Origin of the sequence: Pseudomonas sp. BLCC-B112, from assembly GCF_028550695.1 — a bacterium.
In the GTDB taxonomy this organism is placed as follows: Bacteria; Pseudomonadota; Gammaproteobacteria; order Pseudomonadales; family Pseudomonadaceae; genus Aquipseudomonas; species Aquipseudomonas danubii.
Genome location: NZ_JAQQGK010000001.1, coordinates 58,260 through 74,434, shown reverse-complemented (window position 1 = coordinate 74,434; position 16,175 = coordinate 58,260). Strand labels below are relative to the sequence as shown.

Annotated in this window: 13 protein-coding genes and 1 other RNA gene; 10 read left to right on the top strand and 4 right to left on the bottom strand. The window is 60.4% G+C overall.

Annotation, left to right across the window (positions count from 1 at the left end; all coding sequences use genetic code 11):
- Positions 1-125 precede the first annotated feature (125 nt).
- The 7 genes from PQT43_RS00340 to ssrA all read left to right on the top strand — a co-directional run bounded on the left by PQT43_RS00340 (position 126) and on the right by ssrA (position 8,695).
- Complete coding sequence (locus PQT43_RS00340; RefSeq protein ID WP_267269361.1) at positions 126-1,820, top strand: lactate permease LctP family transporter; 1,695 nt, start codon at positions 126-128, stop codon at positions 1,818-1,820.
- 141 nt (positions 1,821-1,961) lie between these two features.
- Positions 1,962-2,786, top strand: a complete 825-nt coding sequence (locus PQT43_RS00335) for a (Fe-S)-binding protein (RefSeq protein WP_267269360.1) — start codon at positions 1,962-1,964, stop codon at positions 2,784-2,786.
- A complete protein-coding gene (locus PQT43_RS00330) occupies positions 2,783-4,237 on the top strand; it encodes a LutB/LldF family L-lactate oxidation iron-sulfur protein (protein ID WP_272753380.1) in 1,455 nt (484 codons plus the stop codon). The genes PQT43_RS00335 and PQT43_RS00330 overlap by 4 nt, the downstream gene beginning before the upstream one ends.
- Positions 4,237-4,908, top strand: a complete 672-nt coding sequence (locus PQT43_RS00325; protein ID WP_267269359.1) for a LutC/YkgG family protein — start codon at positions 4,237-4,239, stop codon at positions 4,906-4,908. The genes PQT43_RS00330 and PQT43_RS00325 overlap by 1 nt, the downstream gene beginning before the upstream one ends.
- A complete protein-coding gene (locus PQT43_RS00320; protein WP_267269358.1) occupies positions 4,905-7,715 on the top strand; it encodes an FAD-binding and (Fe-S)-binding domain-containing protein in 2,811 nt (936 codons plus the stop codon). Before PQT43_RS00325 ends, PQT43_RS00320 begins: the two co-directional genes overlap by 4 nt.
- 211 nt (positions 7,716-7,926) lie before the next feature.
- Positions 7,927-8,214, top strand: coding sequence for a hypothetical protein (locus PQT43_RS00315; protein ID WP_102878316.1), 288 nt, complete (start codon positions 7,927-7,929; stop codon positions 8,212-8,214).
- A gap of 87 nt (positions 8,215-8,301) precedes the next feature.
- Positions 8,302-8,695: a transfer-messenger RNA gene (gene ssrA / locus PQT43_RS00310) on the top strand.
- A gap of 513 nt (positions 8,696-9,208) precedes the next feature.
- Here the strand turns inward: ssrA and PQT43_RS00305 are convergent.
- On the bottom strand, positions 9,209-10,057 hold the full coding sequence (locus PQT43_RS00305) for a helix-turn-helix domain-containing protein (protein WP_253085852.1): 849 nt from the start codon (positions 10,055-10,057) through the stop codon (positions 9,209-9,211).
- 157 nt (positions 10,058-10,214) lie between these two features.
- Here PQT43_RS00305 and PQT43_RS00300 point away from each other — a divergent pair, with 157 nt between their 5' ends.
- The 3 genes from PQT43_RS00300 (at position 10,215) to PQT43_RS00290 (ending at position 12,519) form a co-directional block, all read left to right on the top strand.
- Positions 10,215-10,763: a GNAT family N-acetyltransferase gene (locus tag PQT43_RS00300; RefSeq protein ID WP_102878314.1), complete on the top strand. Its 549-nt coding sequence runs from the start codon at positions 10,215-10,217 to the stop codon at positions 10,761-10,763.
- A 297-nt stretch (positions 10,764-11,060) separates the two neighbouring features.
- Positions 11,061-11,498, top strand: coding sequence for a GNAT family N-acetyltransferase (locus PQT43_RS00295; RefSeq protein ID WP_102878313.1), 438 nt, complete (start codon positions 11,061-11,063; stop codon positions 11,496-11,498).
- Between the two features lie 643 nt (positions 11,499-12,141).
- Positions 12,142-12,519, top strand: a complete 378-nt coding sequence (locus tag PQT43_RS00290) for a DUF3077 domain-containing protein (protein ID WP_213664714.1) — start codon at positions 12,142-12,144, stop codon at positions 12,517-12,519.
- Positions 12,520-12,668: 149 nt separating this feature from the next.
- Here the strand turns inward: PQT43_RS00290 and PQT43_RS00285 are convergent, their stop codons facing one another.
- The 3 genes from PQT43_RS00285 to PQT43_RS00275 all read right to left on the bottom strand — a co-directional run bounded on the left by PQT43_RS00285 (position 12,669) and on the right by PQT43_RS00275 (position 16,090).
- Positions 12,669-13,661 (bottom strand): TerC family protein, encoded by a 993-nt coding sequence (locus PQT43_RS00285; protein ID WP_102878311.1) that lies wholly within the window; start codon positions 13,659-13,661, stop codon positions 12,669-12,671.
- A 262-nt stretch (positions 13,662-13,923) separates the two neighbouring features.
- The gene (locus PQT43_RS00280; protein ID WP_102878310.1) at positions 13,924-14,379 is read right to left on the bottom strand and encodes a GNAT family N-acetyltransferase; all 456 of its coding nucleotides are present in this window, start codon (positions 14,377-14,379) and stop codon (positions 13,924-13,926) included.
- Between the two features lie 70 nt (positions 14,380-14,449).
- Positions 14,450-16,090 carry an ArnT family glycosyltransferase gene (locus PQT43_RS00275; RefSeq protein WP_272753379.1) on the bottom strand — a complete coding sequence of 547 codons (1,641 nt, stop codon included), beginning with the start codon at positions 16,088-16,090 and terminating at the stop codon, positions 14,450-14,452.
- Positions 16,091-16,175: the final 85 nt, after the last annotated feature.

Here is a 16,175-nt window from a genome sequence, read left to right as displayed (position 1 = left end):
GGGCGGCAAATTGACACACCGCGCACAAGGCTTTTACCCTAGCCAACAGCGATTGTAAATTGGTCTTACCAATTAACCAAGACGCTAGCAGTGCCTGACCAACAACAATTAGGGGCCACCCCATTATGCAAACCTGGCAACAGCTCTATAGCCCGCTTGGCAGCCTCGGCCTGTCCGCCCTCGCCGCCGTTATCCCGATCGTGTTCTTCTTCCTGGCTCTGGCCGTGTTCCGTCTCAAAGGACACGTCGCCGGGAGTATCACCCTGGCCTTGTCGATCCTGGTGGCGATCTTCGCCTTCAAGATGCCCGCCGACATGGCCTTCGCTGCCGCTGGCTATGGATTTGCCTACGGTCTGTGGCCCATCGCCTGGATCATTGTCGCCGCCGTGTTCCTCTACAAACTGACGGTGAAAAGCGGCCAGTTTGAAATCATCCGCAGTTCGGTACTGTCGATCACCGATGACCAGCGCCTGCAGGTGCTACTGATCGGCTTCTGCTTCGGCGCCTTCCTCGAAGGTGCGGCCGGCTTCGGCGCACCAGTGGCGATCACCGCCGCCCTGCTGGTGGGCCTGGGCTTCAACCCGCTGTACGCCGCCGGCCTGTGCCTGATCGCCAACACCGCGCCCGTGGCCTTCGGCGCCCTGGGGATTCCGATCATCGTTGCCGGCCAGGTGACGGGCATCGACGCCTTCAAGATCGGCGCCATGACCGGCCGCCAACTGCCGCTGCTGTCGCTGTTCGTGCCGTTCTGGCTGGTGTTCATGATGGACGGCATGCGTGGCGTCAAAGAGACCTGGCCCGCCGCGCTGGTGGCCGGTCTGAGCTTTGCCATCACTCAGTACTTCACCTCGAACTTCATCGGCCCGGAACTGCCGGACATCACTTCGGCCCTGGCCAGCCTGATCTCCCTGACCCTGTTCCTGAAAATCTGGCAGCCCAAGCGCACCGCCGGTGCGCAGATCGCCGGTGCCACCTCCAGCGCGGCCGTCATCGCCTGCGTCGGCGGCTTCGGTCAGCCACGCAACACCGTCGCTTCGCCCTACAGCCTGGGGCAGATCTTCAAGGCCTGGTCGCCGTTCCTGATCCTCACCGTGCTGGTGACCATCTGGACCCTCAAGCCCTTCAAGGCGATGTTCGCCGCCGGCGGCTCGATGTACAGCTGGGTGTTCAACTTCGCCATCCCGCATCTGGATCAGTTGGTGATCAAGATGGCGCCGATTGTGACCACACCCACCGCCATCCCGGCGGTGTTCAAGCTCGACCCGATCTCCGCCACCGGCACGGCGATTTTCTTTTCCGCGCTGATCTCCATGCTGGTGCTGAAGATCAACGTTAAAACTGGTCTGACCACTTTAAAAGAGACCTTCTACGAGCTGCGCTGGCCGATCCTGTCCATCGGCATGGTGCTGGCGTTCGCCTTCGTCACCAACTACTCGGGCATGTCTTCGACCATGGCCCTGGTCCTGGCGGGCACCGGCGCGGCGTTCCCGTTCTTCTCGCCGTTCCTGGGCTGGCTCGGGGTGTTCCTCACCGGTTCCGATACCTCGTCCAACGCCCTGTTCAGCTCGCTGCAGGCCACCACCGCGCACCAGATCGGGGTCAACGACACCCTCATGGTCGCGGCCAACACCAGCGGCGGCGTGACCGGCAAGATGATCTCGCCGCAATCGATCGCCGTGGCCTGCGCCGCCACCGGCCTGGTGGGCAAGGAGTCGGATCTATTCCGCTTCACCCTCAAGCACAGCCTGTTCTTTGCCACTATTGTCGGCCTGATCACCCTGGCCCAGGCCTACTGGTTCACCGGCATGCTAGTGCACTAAGCAACACCGAAAGAACCGACGCCGCCCTTACCCGCGGCGTCCGCATTCACCACCCGGTCTGCAAGGCTGCTGAAAGCTTGCTGGTTTATCTTTCAGCCGCCGCGACGGACGAATAACCGGGACCACCCGGAGACACGCCTGATGAGCGAGCTTTTCTACAACGCCGTGCCCAATGCGACTCGTGTCGCGCCACCGCTGGCCGCCCCCCGGCAGTACCCCAGCGCGAAGCCGTCGCGGGTTTACCTGTTCGGCACCTGCGTGGTCGATCTGTTCTATCCCGAAGCCGGGATGGACGCGATTCACCTGCTGGAGCGCGAAGGGATTCGCGTGGAGTACCCGCAAGGGCAAAGCTGCTGCGGCCAACCCGCCTACACCTCGGGTTACACCGAGCAGGCGCGCACCGTGGCTCGCTCGCAACTGGCGCTGTTTGCCGGCGACTATCCGGTGGTGGTGCCGTCGGGTTCCTGCGCGGGCATGCTGCGCGAGCATTACGCGGACTTGTTCCAGGACGAGCCCGAAACCCTGAAACAGGTGCAGGCCCTGGCCGCCCGCACCTACGAGCTGGCCGAGTTTCTCCTGCACGTGTGCAAGGTGCAGTTCAAGGACAGCGGCGCCCCGGTCAAGGTGGCGCTGCACACCTCCTGCTCGGCTCGACGGGAAATGAACACCCACCTGCACGGCCGTGAGTTGCTGTCACAGCTGAGCAACGTGGAACGGGTAGAACACAGCCACGAAAGCGAATGCTGTGGCTTTGGCGGGACTTTCAGCGTCCGAATGCCGGACATCTCCGGCGCCATGGTGGCGGACAAGACCCGGGCGCTGAAGGAATCCGGCGCGCATCAGGTACTGAGTGCCGATTGCGGCTGCTTGATGAACATCAACGGCGCGCTGGAGAAACAGCAAGAGGCATTGCGCGGCCAGCACCTGGCGAGCTTCCTCTGGCAACGTACCGGAGGTGCACAATGAGCACCCCCGAGCTGATTCCGACCACCAACGTGGCGGACGATTTCCGAACCCGGGCCCACGAAGCCCTGGGGGACAAACAACTGCGAAACAACTTTCGCAGCGCCATGGACTCACTCATGGCCAAGCGTGCGGCCTCGTTCAGCGATGCCCACGAAAGAGAACACCTACGCGCCCTGGGCAACGCTATTCGCGCCCGGGCGTTATCCAAGCTGCCCGACCTGCTCGAGCGCCTGGAACAGAACCTGACCCGCAACGGTGTGACAGTGCACTGGGCGGAAACGGTGGACGAAGCCAATGGCATCGTCCTCTCGATCATCCGCGCTCACGAGGCGCGGCAAGTGATCAAGGGCAAATCGATGGTCAGCGAAGAGATGGAAATGAACCATGTCCTCGCTGAACAAGGCATTGAATGCCTTGAGTCGGACATGGGCGAGTTCATCGTCCAGCTCGACCACGAGAAGCCTTCACACATCATTATGCCGGCGATCCACAAGAATGCCGGTCAGGTCGCGTCCTTGTTCCACGACAAACTCGGCGTGGAGTACACCAAGGACGTTGACCAACTCATTCAGATCGGTCGCAAGGTCTTGCGACAGAAATTCTTCGAAGCCGATATCGGCGTCTCCGGCGTCAACTTCGCCGTGGCCGAGACCGGCACCCTGCTGCTGGTGGAAAACGAAGGCAACGGGCGCATGTCCACCACCGTGCCGCCGGTGCACATCGCCGTCACCGGGATCGAGAAAGTCGTCGAGAACCTGCGCGATGTGGTTCCCCTTCTTTCACTGCTGACCCGCTCGGCCCTCGGCCAGCCCATCACCACATACGTCAACATGATCTCCGGCCCGCGCAAAGAGCATGAGCTGGACGGCCCCCAGGAGGTGCACCTGGTGCTGCTGGACAACGGCCGCAGCCAGGCCTTTGCCGACAGCGAACTGCGCCAGACCCTGAACTGCATCCGCTGCGGCGCCTGCATGAACCACTGCCCGGTCTACACCCGGGTCGGCGGCCACACCTACGGCGAGGTCTACCCGGGGCCGATCGGCAAGATCATCACCCCGCACATGGTCGGCCTGGCCAAGGTTCCCGATCACCCCAGCGCCTCGTCGCTGTGCGGCGCCTGTGGCGAAGTCTGCCCGGTAAAGATCCCGATCCCGGCGCTGCTGCGACGCCTGCGGGAAGAGAACGTCAAGGCCCCGGACAGCCCCCATCAAGTGATGCGCGGTCAGGGCAGCAAGTACTCGCGCAAGGAGCGTTTCATCTGGAACGCCTGGGCCCGCCTCAACAGCTCGCCGCCCCTGTATCGCCTGTTCACCCTGGCCGCCACCCGCCTGCGCGCCCTCACCCCGAGCAAGGTCGGCCCCTGGACGCAGAACCACAGCGCGCCAAAACCCGCCGCCCGGTCGCTGCATGACCTGGCCCGTGAGCACCTGGACAAGCAGGGAGACCGCTGATGAGCGCGAAACACAATATCCTCGCCAAGCTGCGCAACAGCCTCGCCGGCACCACGCCGATTGTGGATAACTTCGACGAGGCGCTGGTCACCGAGCCTTACAGCTACACGGCGGAACAACGCATTCCGCAACTGCGCAAACAGATGGAAGCGGTGCACACCGAGATCCACCTGAGCACCGGCGCCGACTGGCCTGAACTGCTGGGCCGGCTGTTGCAGGAGCGCCAACTGCCCAGCCTGCTGATCGCCCCGAGCACGCCCCACGGCCAGCGGGTCACCCAGCACTGGGCCGAGCACCCGCAACTGCCGGCGCTCAAGGCCTACGACCGCCCGGTGGAAGAGTGGAAAGCCGAGCTGTTCAACGACACCCCGGCCAGCCTCACCGGCACCCTGGGCGCGATCGCTGCCACCGGCAGCCTGATCCTCTGGCCAACCCGGGAAGAACCGCGGCTGATGAGCCTGGTGCCGCCGGTGCATTTCGCCCTGCTCAAGGCCAGCGAAATCCGCGACAACTTCTATCAGGTGCAGCAACAGATGAACTGGGCCGCCGGCATGCCGACCAACGCGCTTCTTGTGTCCGGCCCGTCGAAGACCGCTGATATCGAACAAGTCCTGGCTTACGGCGCCCACGGCCCGAAAGACCTGGTGGTGCTGATCCTGGAGGACCAATGAGCCTACCGGCCGCTTTTCTACGTGATGCCCAGCAACTGATTCCCCAGGAGCGGCGTTTCGACGACCCGCTCTCGACCCTGGCCTTCGGCACCGATGCCAGCTTCTACCGGCTGATCCCCAAGCTGGTGATCCGCGTCGAATCCGAAGATGAAGTGGTCGCCCTGCTCCAGCTGGCCCAGCGCGACCGCGTGCCGGTGACCTTCCGCGCCGCCGGCACCAGCCTTTCCGGGCAGGCCATCAGCGACTCGGTGCTGATCGTTCTGGGGGATAACTGGAACGGCAAGGAGATTCGCCATCAGGGTACGCAGATTCGTCTGCAGCCTGGTGTGATCGGCGCCCAGGCCAATGCCTGGCTGGCGCCGTTCGGGCGCAAGATCGGCCCCGACCCCGCCTCGATCAACGCCTGCAAGATCGGCGGCATCGTCGCCAACAACGCCAGCGGCATGTGCTGCGGCACCGCGCAGAACACCTATCACACCCTGGCCGGCATTCGCCTGGTACTGGCCGATGGCACGCGCCTGGACACCGAGGATGAGGCCAGCGTTAGCGCCTTCCGCGCCAGCCATGGTCCGTTGCTGGAGCGCCTAGCCGAACTAGGCCGCAGCACCCGCGCCAACAGCGAGCTGGCAGCGAAGATCCGCCACAAATACCGGCTGAAAAACACCACTGGCCTGTCCCTCAATGCCCTGGTGGATTTCGACGAACCGCTGGACATCCTCAGCCACCTGCTGGTGGGCTCCGAGGGCACACTGGGCTTTATCAGCGCGGTGACCTACGACACGGTGATCGACCACCCGAACAAGGCGTCGGCGCTGATCGTCTTTCCCGACGTGGAAACCTGCTGCAACGCGGTGACCGTGCTCAAGAGCCAGCCGGTGTCGGCGGTGGAACTGCTGGACCGCCGCAGCCTGCGCTCGGTGCAGGACAAGCCCGGCATGCCGGCTTTCGTCCAGCAACTCTCGGCCAACGCCTGCGCGCTGCTGATCGAGTCCCGCGCCGCGTCCTCATCGCTACTGCACGAGCAACTGGCGCAGATCATGAATTCCCTGGCCGCCTTCCCGGTGGAAAAACAGGTGGACTTCACCGAAGACCCACAGGAAAACGCCAAGCTCTGGGCGATCCGCAAGGACACCTTCCCGGCGGTGGGCGCGGTGCGCAAGACCGGCACCACGGTGATCATCGAAGACGTAACCTTCCCGGTGGAACAGCTGGCCATCGGCGTCAACCGCCTGATCGAGCTGTTCGACAAGCACCACTACGACGAAGCGATCCTGTTCGGCCATGCCCTGGAGGGCAACCTGCACTTCGTCTTCACCCAGGGCTTCAACAGCAGCGAGGAAGTGAACCGCTACCAGGCGTTCATGGACGACGTGGCGCAACTGGTGGCGGTGGAATTCGGCGGTTCGCTGAAGGCCGAGCACGGCACCGGACGCAACATGGCGCCCTTCGTCGAGCTGGAATGGGGCAGCGATGCCTACCAGCTGATGTGGCAACTCAAGCGCCTGCTGGACCCCAACGGCATCCTCAACCCGGACGTGGTGCTCAGCGAAGATCCGCAGATCCACCTGAAGCATCTCAAGCCGCTGCCGGCGGCCGACGAAATTGTGGATAAGTGCATCGAGTGCGGTTTCTGCGAGCCGGTGTGCCCATCCAAGGGCCTGACCCTGAGCCCGCGCCAGCGCATCGTCATCTGGCGTGATATCCAGGCACGTAAACGCGCCGGCATCGACACCTCCGAGCTGGAAGCGGCCTATCAGTACCAGGGCATCGACTCCTGCGCCGCCACCGGCCTGTGCGCCCAGCGCTGCCCGGTGGGCATCAACACCGGCGAGCTGGTGAAGAAACTGCGCAGCGAGCACGCCACTCACACCGGCACCGCCGACTGGCTCGGCTCGCATTTCGCCAGCACCTTGCAGGGCGCGCGCTTCACCCTGCACGTGGCCAACGGTGCGCGCATGCTCCTGGGAGCGCCGCGCCTGAGCAAGCTGTCGGCGAGCCTGACGCGCCTGTCCAAAGGCCGGGTGCCGCAGTGGAACAACGCCATGCCCCAGCCGGAAAAGGCCATTCGCTTCAGCCCGAGCGTCAGCGACGCGCGCCCGCGGGTGGTGTACCTGGCGGCCTGCGTGTCCCGAGTGATGGGGCCAGCAGCAGGCGACAAGGAACAATCGTCGCTCTACGAAAAAACCCGCGGTCTGCTGGAAAAGGCCGGCTATCAAGTGGTGCTGCCGGACAACCTGGACAACCTCTGCTGCGGCCAGCCCTTCGCCTCCAAGGGCTACGCCACCCAGGCCGAAGACAAACGCCAGGAACTGATCGGCGCCCTGCTCCACGCCAGCCGTGGCGGCCTTGACCCGATCTACTGCGACACCAGTCCCTGCACCCTGCGTCTGGTGCAGGACCTGGGGGATGTGCGCCTGGACCTCTACGACCCGGTGCGCTTCATCCGCACCCACCTGCTGGAGCGCCTGGAGTTCACCCCCCAGGAAGCGCCAATCGCGGTGCACGTCACCTGCAGCACCCAGCACCTGGGCGAGAGCCAGGCGCTGATCGAACTGGCCCGGCGTTGCAGCAACAACGTGGTGATCCCCGAAGGCATCCACTGCTGTGGTTTCGCCGGCGACAAGGGCTTCACCACCCCCGAGCTCAATGCCCACTCCCTGCGCAGCCTCAAGGACGCGGTGCAGTATTGCAGCGAAGGCATCTCCACCAGCCGCACCTGTGAAATCGGCCTCAGCCAGCACGGCGGGATCGACTATCACGGGCTGGTCTACCTGGTGGACCGGGTCACCCGGGCCAAAGCGGTCTGACTTCAGGGGCAGGACAACAAGGGGCGGCTTCGCCCCTTTTTTGTGCCTGCTTAAACGCGATAACGGCTGTTCCAGTTCATCGCAAAAAAAACAGAACCCCGGCGCACCGCTGTAGTCCATTTTCCAGGCCCGCACAAAAAGGGCTTAGCCCCACTCGGCCGCCCGTCCTGTTGACCGGCAACGCCGAGCCCCTGCGATCAAGGAGATAACCATGAAGCGTTCCGCACTGGCTGGACTGTTCATCACCGCCGCGATGCTGGCCTCCCCGGTGTTTGCCGCCGGGCAAGAGGACCTGTGCCAGATCAACCTGCAAAAGATCAAGGATGCCAAGGTCAGCACCGAGGCCATGAGCTCGGACTTGAGCAGCAACATCGACGCCAAGGTCCAGCAAGCCACCGCCGAACAGGCCAAAGGCACCGAGGAAGGCACCAAGAACTGCATCTCCCTGACCACCCAGGCGATCCAGCAATTGCAGAACAACACCAAGGGCGGTCAATAGGCCGATACATAGGCCAACCTTCGGGTTGGCCTTCTGCGCTCGCTTAGCGTAGAATCCGCCCACCTGTTGGTAATGCACAACAGGTTCGGGGCCGTTTAGGATTCGACGCCGGTTGCGAAACTTTAGGTGCATGCCGAGTTGGTAACAGAACTCGTAAATCCACTGTTGCAACTTCCTATAGTTGCCAATGACGAAACCTACGGGGATTACGCTCTCGCTGCGTAAGCAGCCTTAGCCCTTCCCCCCTGGTACCTTCGGGTCCAGCAATCATCAGGGGATGTCTGTAAACCCAAAATGATTGTCATATAGAACAGAATCGCCGTGCAGTACGTTGTGGACGAAGCGGCTAAAACTTACACAACTCGCCCAAAGCACCCTGCCCGTCGGGTCGCTGAGGGTTAACTCAATAGACACGGCTAAGCATGTAGTACCGACAGCGGAGTACTGGCGGACGGGGGTTCAAATCCCCCCGGCTCCACCAACTCAACAAGAAAAGACGTCCTTGGACGTCTTTTTTTGTGCCTGAGATCCAGAAAATACAGGGCCTGGGCGCCTAATAGCGTCCACAGACGTCCGACAAAATCCCCACCTTCTTGTATTCCACAAGGTATTCCAAGCCCTTCAGGGGTAGTTTTTGGAATACCGAATGATGTCATAGAGTGCTGAACCGCCTTGATTTAGTAGACGTATTCGAGTGATTGCATTTGGCTGACTCCGTTGAAAAAGTCGGCCATGGTTTCTGCAGAAGAAAATAATGCGTCCGAAGTTGAGTTCTTTACTTCGGCAAAGGCTTCCGAACTCAGATTTCAGTTAGTCGTTTGCAAAAAAGGCGTTTTAACCAGTCACGATTCAATCCGTTTAGGCAGTCCGATTCTCAACAGAATCTGCAGAATGCTGCTTGCTGTGAAATGCGGTAGCCGACCTAAAGCGAACGCTCTATATGTAATCAAAATGTAGTGCACCTTCGCTCCTCTATTTCGACCGCAGGTCAGTCCTATCCCCCATCCTCCCTCTTGTGCTTACGATAACGGGACAGCGAAATCCCCGTTTGGCGCTTGAAGTAGCGACACAAGTAAGATGCGTCGGCGAAGTTCAGTTCGTCGGCCACACGGCCAATAGCCAAGTCACTGTATGAAAGAAGCGCCTTGATTTCCAAGGTTACCTGCCGATCAATCAGGCCCTTGGGTGTGTCATTGAAAAACGCTTTGGTCAACTGCGACAGGTAGAACGGCGTGATATTCAGTGCGTCGGCGTAGAACTTCACATCTCTGTGGCGCACACAATGTTTTCCTATCAATTCCCAGAAGCGCCAACTGAGCATTTCCCTCCGGCTGAATCCCCTGTTTTCTATTTGGCTGGCTGGAAGTTGCTCGGCTATTTTCAAAAAGAGGTTCTGCAACTGATTGCGCAACATGATGCGTTGGTAGGTGGGGCAGGTCTGCGCAATGTTCCGCATCTGCGTCACCCAGCCCTCTATCAACGGCATGTCGTCCCTGGATGGAACGCAATGAGGATGGTCATGCAGAAATACGAACAACGTATTTGGCAGTGGGTAGGCAACCTCCGCGGCAAAACTTTTCGGCATAAGGCAGAAAAACACCTTGAAGCCGCGCGAGCGACGTTTGAGCAAGGCAATAGTGTCCTCAGCCAGCAGCATCACAGCACCGCGCCTAACCGCATGCTCTTTGAAGTTAAGTGTGAAGTGGGCACTACCGGAGAGGCACACCAGCAGCGTCAAATATGCGTGACCGAAGGAAAGCGGTAAACCTAGCCCTTCCGCTAGCGTGGTTTCTCCCATCCGCATCAAGTCGCCAGGAACGGAAAGTTTCGGAATGTGATGCATAGTGACCCAGCGCTACAACAAACAAGAGCCAAAATCCTATCACCGCTTGGCACAGCTGTTTCTAAAAGTACCGAAAAAGCCGAGGTACTGACGTGTACCGATGATATGCCTCCCAATACTCTGTCCTGAACGAATCAATCCATTACGAGTACAGGACATGACACTTAAAACAGAACGACTCTTGCTGCGCCCCTGGCAGGACACAGACGCCGATGATCTATACGAATATGCCAAAGACGCCCGAGTCGGCCCTATCGCTGGCTGGCCCCCCCACACCAGTGTGGAGAACAGTGCCGACATCATCCGTACGGTCTTCAATCACCCCGAGGTGTACGCGGTCGAATTGAAGGAAAATCGCCGTGCTGTTGGTTGTGTGGGCATTCTCATAGGCAGCAACAGCAATTTTGAAATCAGTGAGCAGGAAGGGGAAATCGCCTACTGGATCGGCGTGCCGTACTGGGGTAAAGGCCTGATTCCGGAAGCAGTACGTGAAGTGATGCGACACGCCTTTGAAAACCTGAACCTCAAAGCACTTTGGTGTGGTTACTTCGCCAACAACATCCAGTCCTATGCTGCTCAATCGAAGTGTGGCTTTCGCTTTCATCACACGGAAGAAAACAAATACAACCAGTTCCTCCAAGACTATCGGACAGAACACATTAGCCGTATCACCTACCAAGAATGGCTGGACCATACGAAAGAGTAAGGACACAAACCAAAGGCACCGATGTACGGCGGCCACAACCGACGAACGCAGCCTGGTGACGACGTAAACCGCACGAACGCCGGAGAGGAATTCAAACCTTACTTGGAACTGCACGGAGAGCTAACCGGAATCCCCCCCGCCGCCGCAGCACTGCTGCGAACAGCAACAGCAAGAATGCGAAGCCTTGCCGCAGGACAGCGCCGACCTGTTCGCCGCGCTGCTGGTGAAGGCGCAGGATGAACTAAATACCCATGAAAGTTAATTGAGCCTCATCAACACCCCAACTCAGGAGACTCTATGAAAATCTCACTTACCCAAATAACGCAACAAAACTATGAGGCGATTTGTGAACTGGAGGTCACTGAAGAACAGGAAGACTACGTGGCAAGTAATACCTGGTCGCTCGTTGAGGCTGCGTACAACCCAGGCTACTTCACACGCGCCATAATCGCGGATGGAGAGCCTGTAGGCTTTTTTATGTGGGTGCAGGAATCAAAAGGCAAAGTCTCTATCTGGCGCTTTATGGTGGACAAAGAACATCAGCAGAAATCCATCGGCAGAGTAGCGCTGGGTCTCGCCCTCCATGAAATAAAACAGATCGCAGATTTGAAAGAAATTGAAATTTGCTACAACCCCAAGAACATCGTAGCTAAAGGGTTTTACTCCAGCTTCGGGTTTGTCGAGGTTGGTATGGATGCAGACGGCGAAGATATGCTGGCGAGGATCAGGATTTGAACTTCGCCAAATACAATCCGAGCTTTGCACAAACGTTCTAATTACCTTCAACTCCAATCGCTTTTCATTCCGAAAGCCCTACGCCATGCAAGCTTTTCCCGACGCTGTACTTCGACGATGAGCATGTGACCATCCTCTACACCGCCGGGGACGCACTTCTCGCCGTGGCGCAAGCGCTAGACGATATCGGGGTTCCTGGTAGCCAACCAAACGAAGCACCAACAAAGCGCGCCTTGCGCGGGTTTTGTTGATGCTGGCCTTAACGTTCAGCCACCATCGCCAACCGCCCCTCCCCACTCTCACGGACCGAGCATTGGTTGCCCCAAAGCAGCGTTAAGTCTCTTTCTATTGTGAGAACTTTCCTAGAAACTCCTAGCCGCTTGCGCCTACCCCCTCACCCTGGCTAGCCTCGATCCGTCACTGCACATTCAGTGACCGGGTTTAGCAGCTCGACGTGTAACTAGGCGCATGGCGCCCCCATTACGTGGCGCTTTTTTTGGCTCCGCTTTATGGCGGCCGTGCGCAGGGCACCTTCGGGTGCGCCGGGTTCCTAGTACACCGGTCTGCTAACCTGCGAACGGCCGCCACCCTATCGTTTAGCAGCGACGGTGAAGGCTCCTATCTCTGTACTAGGAGTTACGCCATGAAAAAGCTCGTCCCCGATCCTCCCCACACTGCAGCCCATCGCGGCAGAAACCCCGAGCACGATCTGGCCAATCAGCAGATCCGGCAGAAACTGTCACTTCAGCCTGCCGATGTACCTCTGATCCAGTCACTGAAAAAAACCATCAGCACCCCAGTAAGTCGCGACTCTCTGTTCTCAGTACGCGGCGGCATCAACGCCGAAGAAGCCCTGCTCCACGTCTCCCTGCTGCTCAAAAGCGCCGAAGAAGTCTCCGATGAAATCACCGAGCGCGGCAGTGGCATCGAGCGCGGTCTGATCTGGTCCCTGGTGCACTCGGTGGAGATGGCGCGAGCGGTGGTAGATGCCTTGCTCGATGGCAGTCGCCACAGGCCCTAGAGGTAGCAGGCCTCGCAAAAGCACAGCGCGGCAGCACGACCTACCGCGCTGTTTTGTAGCGCTCGAATGAAGCCGGACACGCACTCAGTCGGGAATGCGCGCCCGGTCCAGGTGTCTGATGCCCCAACAAGGCTGCTGTCCATCGGGATCTAAACCTGCGGACCAGCAGACACCTGCCCGCGGGTTTTCCACAGCGATACCAGCACGCCGCCCAGCAGCAAAGCCAGGGTCACACTCAAGGAAATGACCGCTGGAATCTTGCCGATGATGCCGACCATGAAGATCTTGCCGCCGATAAACACCAGCACCAGCGCCAGGGCGTACTTGAGATAGGCGAAGCGGTGAATCATCGCTGCCAGGGCGAAATACAACGCCCGCAGACCGAGGATGGCGAAGATGTTCGAGGTGTAGACGATGAACGGGTCCTGGGTGATGGCAAAGATCGCCGGGACGCTGTCCACCGCGAACACCAGGTCGGCGCACTCGATCAGCACCAGGGCCAGGAACAACGGCGTGGCCCAGACCACGGACGTACCACTGGCATCGGCCTGGCGGACGAAGAAGCGCCCTTCATGCAGGCGATCGGTCACCCGCATGTGCTTGCGCAGGAACTTCACCAGCAGGTTTTCGCTGAGGTCGGGGTGATCATCGAGCTTGCTGAACAGCATCTTTACCCCAGTCAGCAGCAGGAAGACGCCGAACCCATAGAGAATCCAACTGAACTCGGCGATCAGCGCCGCACCGAGGCCAATCATGATGGCGCGTAGCACTATCACGCCGAGAATTCCCCAGAACAGCACCTCATGCTGATACTGCCGCGGAATGGACAGAAAGCTGAAGATCATCGCCATCAGGAACACGTTGTCCATCGACAACGATTTCTCGATCAAAAAGCCGGTGTAGAAATCCATCCCCGCGTCACCGCCCTTGACCTGCCAGACCCAAAGGCCGAACAGCAAGCCCGCCGCGATGTAGCCCGCAGACAGCAGCAGACTTTCACGAACGCCGATTTCTCGATGCTCACGGTGTAACACCCCAAGGTCGAAGACCAGCAGGCCGACAACGATGCTGATAAACGCGAACCAAAGCCACGTAGCGGTGCCGAGAAACTCAGCAAAAAAGAAGGATTCAAGGGCTGTCATGAGTGCGCCTCCCAGTGTCGAAGTTGTACAAACTGCAACTCCGACATGGCAGCGATTAGCTGTCAGAGGGGCCCGGCGTTGTGAGGAAAAAACTAAATAGCCGCATGGGGTTTCGCAACAATGCAAGAGTTGCAAGTTATGTCTATTTGCAAGACCTCAGTGGCGCTCATCACCTGGCGCCAGCGCACTCGGCGGTCGCCAGTCTGCGGGCTCAATTCGCAGCGGCATCAGCACCGAAGAAGCCCGCCCCGCGTGTTCTTCCTCAAGGGCTCAGGGCCCGCTCCATGATCAACGTCAGCTCCTCGCCCTCGTAATGCTCGCGTACCCGGACAAAACCCAGGCGGGCATAAAAGCCTTCGGCGGTGACCGACGAGGGCACCACCAGCGAGGTCAAACCCGAGTCCAGTGCCGCCTGCTCGACCGCGGCCATCAGTTGCCGGCCCAGGCCATGGCCGTGGTACGCCGGATCGACAAACACCGAACGCACCGCGCGCCCGTCGAGGCTGGCGGTGCCCAGCAATTCCCCGTCCACCAGGGCGACGAACATCTGCCGGCGCTGCATCAGTTGGCGCACGGAATCGGTGGTGAAGCTGGCCTTGACCCGCTCGATCACACTGGCGGGATAGTCCTGGGCATTGCTGGTGAGCAGGGCCGCCAGGATCACTTGGCTGACTCTCGCGGCATCGGCCTCTAGGGCCGGACGAACCTGGCATTCCATGACCACTCCCTGGTTTCAACGCGGATCGCAGTGGCCAAAAATACGACCCGCACCACTCGCTGCCAAGGACTTACTGCAACTGAAACACCAAACAGGGATTGTCATTCAAGCGCCCCTCGTACACCGGCTGCTGGTTTTCCAGCGAGGTGCCCTGGAGCTTCTCTCGATCCTTGCGCGCCACGATCACCCAGGAGCCGTGGGGCAATGTGTCCAGTTGTCCGGGGGCATCGCCGCTGACAAACAGCGGCTGTTCGTCGTGGTCCAGGTTCATCATGTAGCGCACGGCCCAGGTGTCCTGGCCCAGATTGAAGAACACCAGGGGGCCGTGTTCGGCTGCGCGCCGTTGCTCCACCTGGGAAACAAAAACCTGGGTGTCGAATTGCAGGTCCTTGGCCGGGTCCAGCACTGCCACCAGCAGCGTCCATTGCGCCGCCAGGGCCAGGGCACTGAGCAGTACCAGGCGCCGGCCGAAACTGCCCAGGGTCTTGCGCCAGCAGTACAGAGCCAGCAGTTGCAACAGGACAAAGATCGCGATCAGCAACGGCATGGACACCGGCGGCCAGTAACCGTGTTTGTGCCAGCTGTGTTTAAGAACGAGCAGCACCAGGATGCACAACCCCGGCAGCGCACCCACCAACCAAAGGTAGGCGCTGCGCATCTTGCCCATTCTGCCCCGGACCATGAGCAGGCCGTAGGCGGCCACCGCAGCGAACATCGGCACCATGGGCAAGATGTAATAGGCGCGTTTGAAATGCGGCACCGACAAGCCCAGCAGGATCATCAGGCCGCAGGCGCCAAGACGCAGTACCAGGCGCAGCTGCGGGTCGGCATGGCGCCGGAACACTTGGCGACGCAGCATCCACAGCGTCGCCAGGGCCAGGGGCACCACAGGGAAGTAGCGGTACAACGCCAACTGAAAGTAGAAGTAGAACGGCTCGCCACTCTCATCCAGACGCCCGCCCACCTGCATGTGGTAGACCTGCTGCACAAAGGCCTCGCCACCGCTGAGATAAGCCAGCTTCAGCAGCAGCCACCAACAGGCTGCCAGCAACAGCAGACCGCTGAAGCCGTAGCCGAGCACGCGCTTGAACAAGATACGGCGCGCCTCCTGGGTACGGCTCTCGCCCAACAGCCAATAGGTGCAGACCACGCCGCAGACTTCCACCAGCCCCAAGGGCCCGCGAATGGCGAAGGCCAGCACGAACAGCGGCAGCACCATCAGTGGCCGCAGCCGCGAGCCGCGCTGTTCGCCGCTGTGCAGCAGGTAGAAAGCCCCCAGGCACAGCAGTGAAACCATCTGGTCCAGGCACACCGAGCGGGACTTGTCCAACAGCTGACTGGTCAGCGCCGTCAGCAGTACCGCGAGCAGCGCCCAGGTGCGCCCCGAAGGCGCCAGCAGGCGATACAGCAACGCCAGCACCCCGGCCGAAGCCAGCGCAGTGGGCAGGATATTGGCCAAGTGATTGGGGGCGCCGAAGGCCTGGGCAAACAGGTAGCTGAAGAAGGTCGCGGTAGCCGGATAGTCCGGATAGGGCTGGCCGTAAGTGGTGGGGAACAGGCTCGGCCCGTGACGGAACATCTCCTGCAGAAACAGCGCCCAACGGCCGTCGAAACCCTGGGGCTGCTCGTCCCAGATGCCAAAGGTGAACAGCAGCAGGGCCACCAGGTAGATACCCCAGGACTCAATCCCGAAACGCGTTTCTCGAACCATCTTCGCCCCACCAGAAAGTGCCGTGCCATAAGCTCGGCGTAAGGCTGGACATGGTGCGCGCGATACCCCTGAACGGTGACTGAAC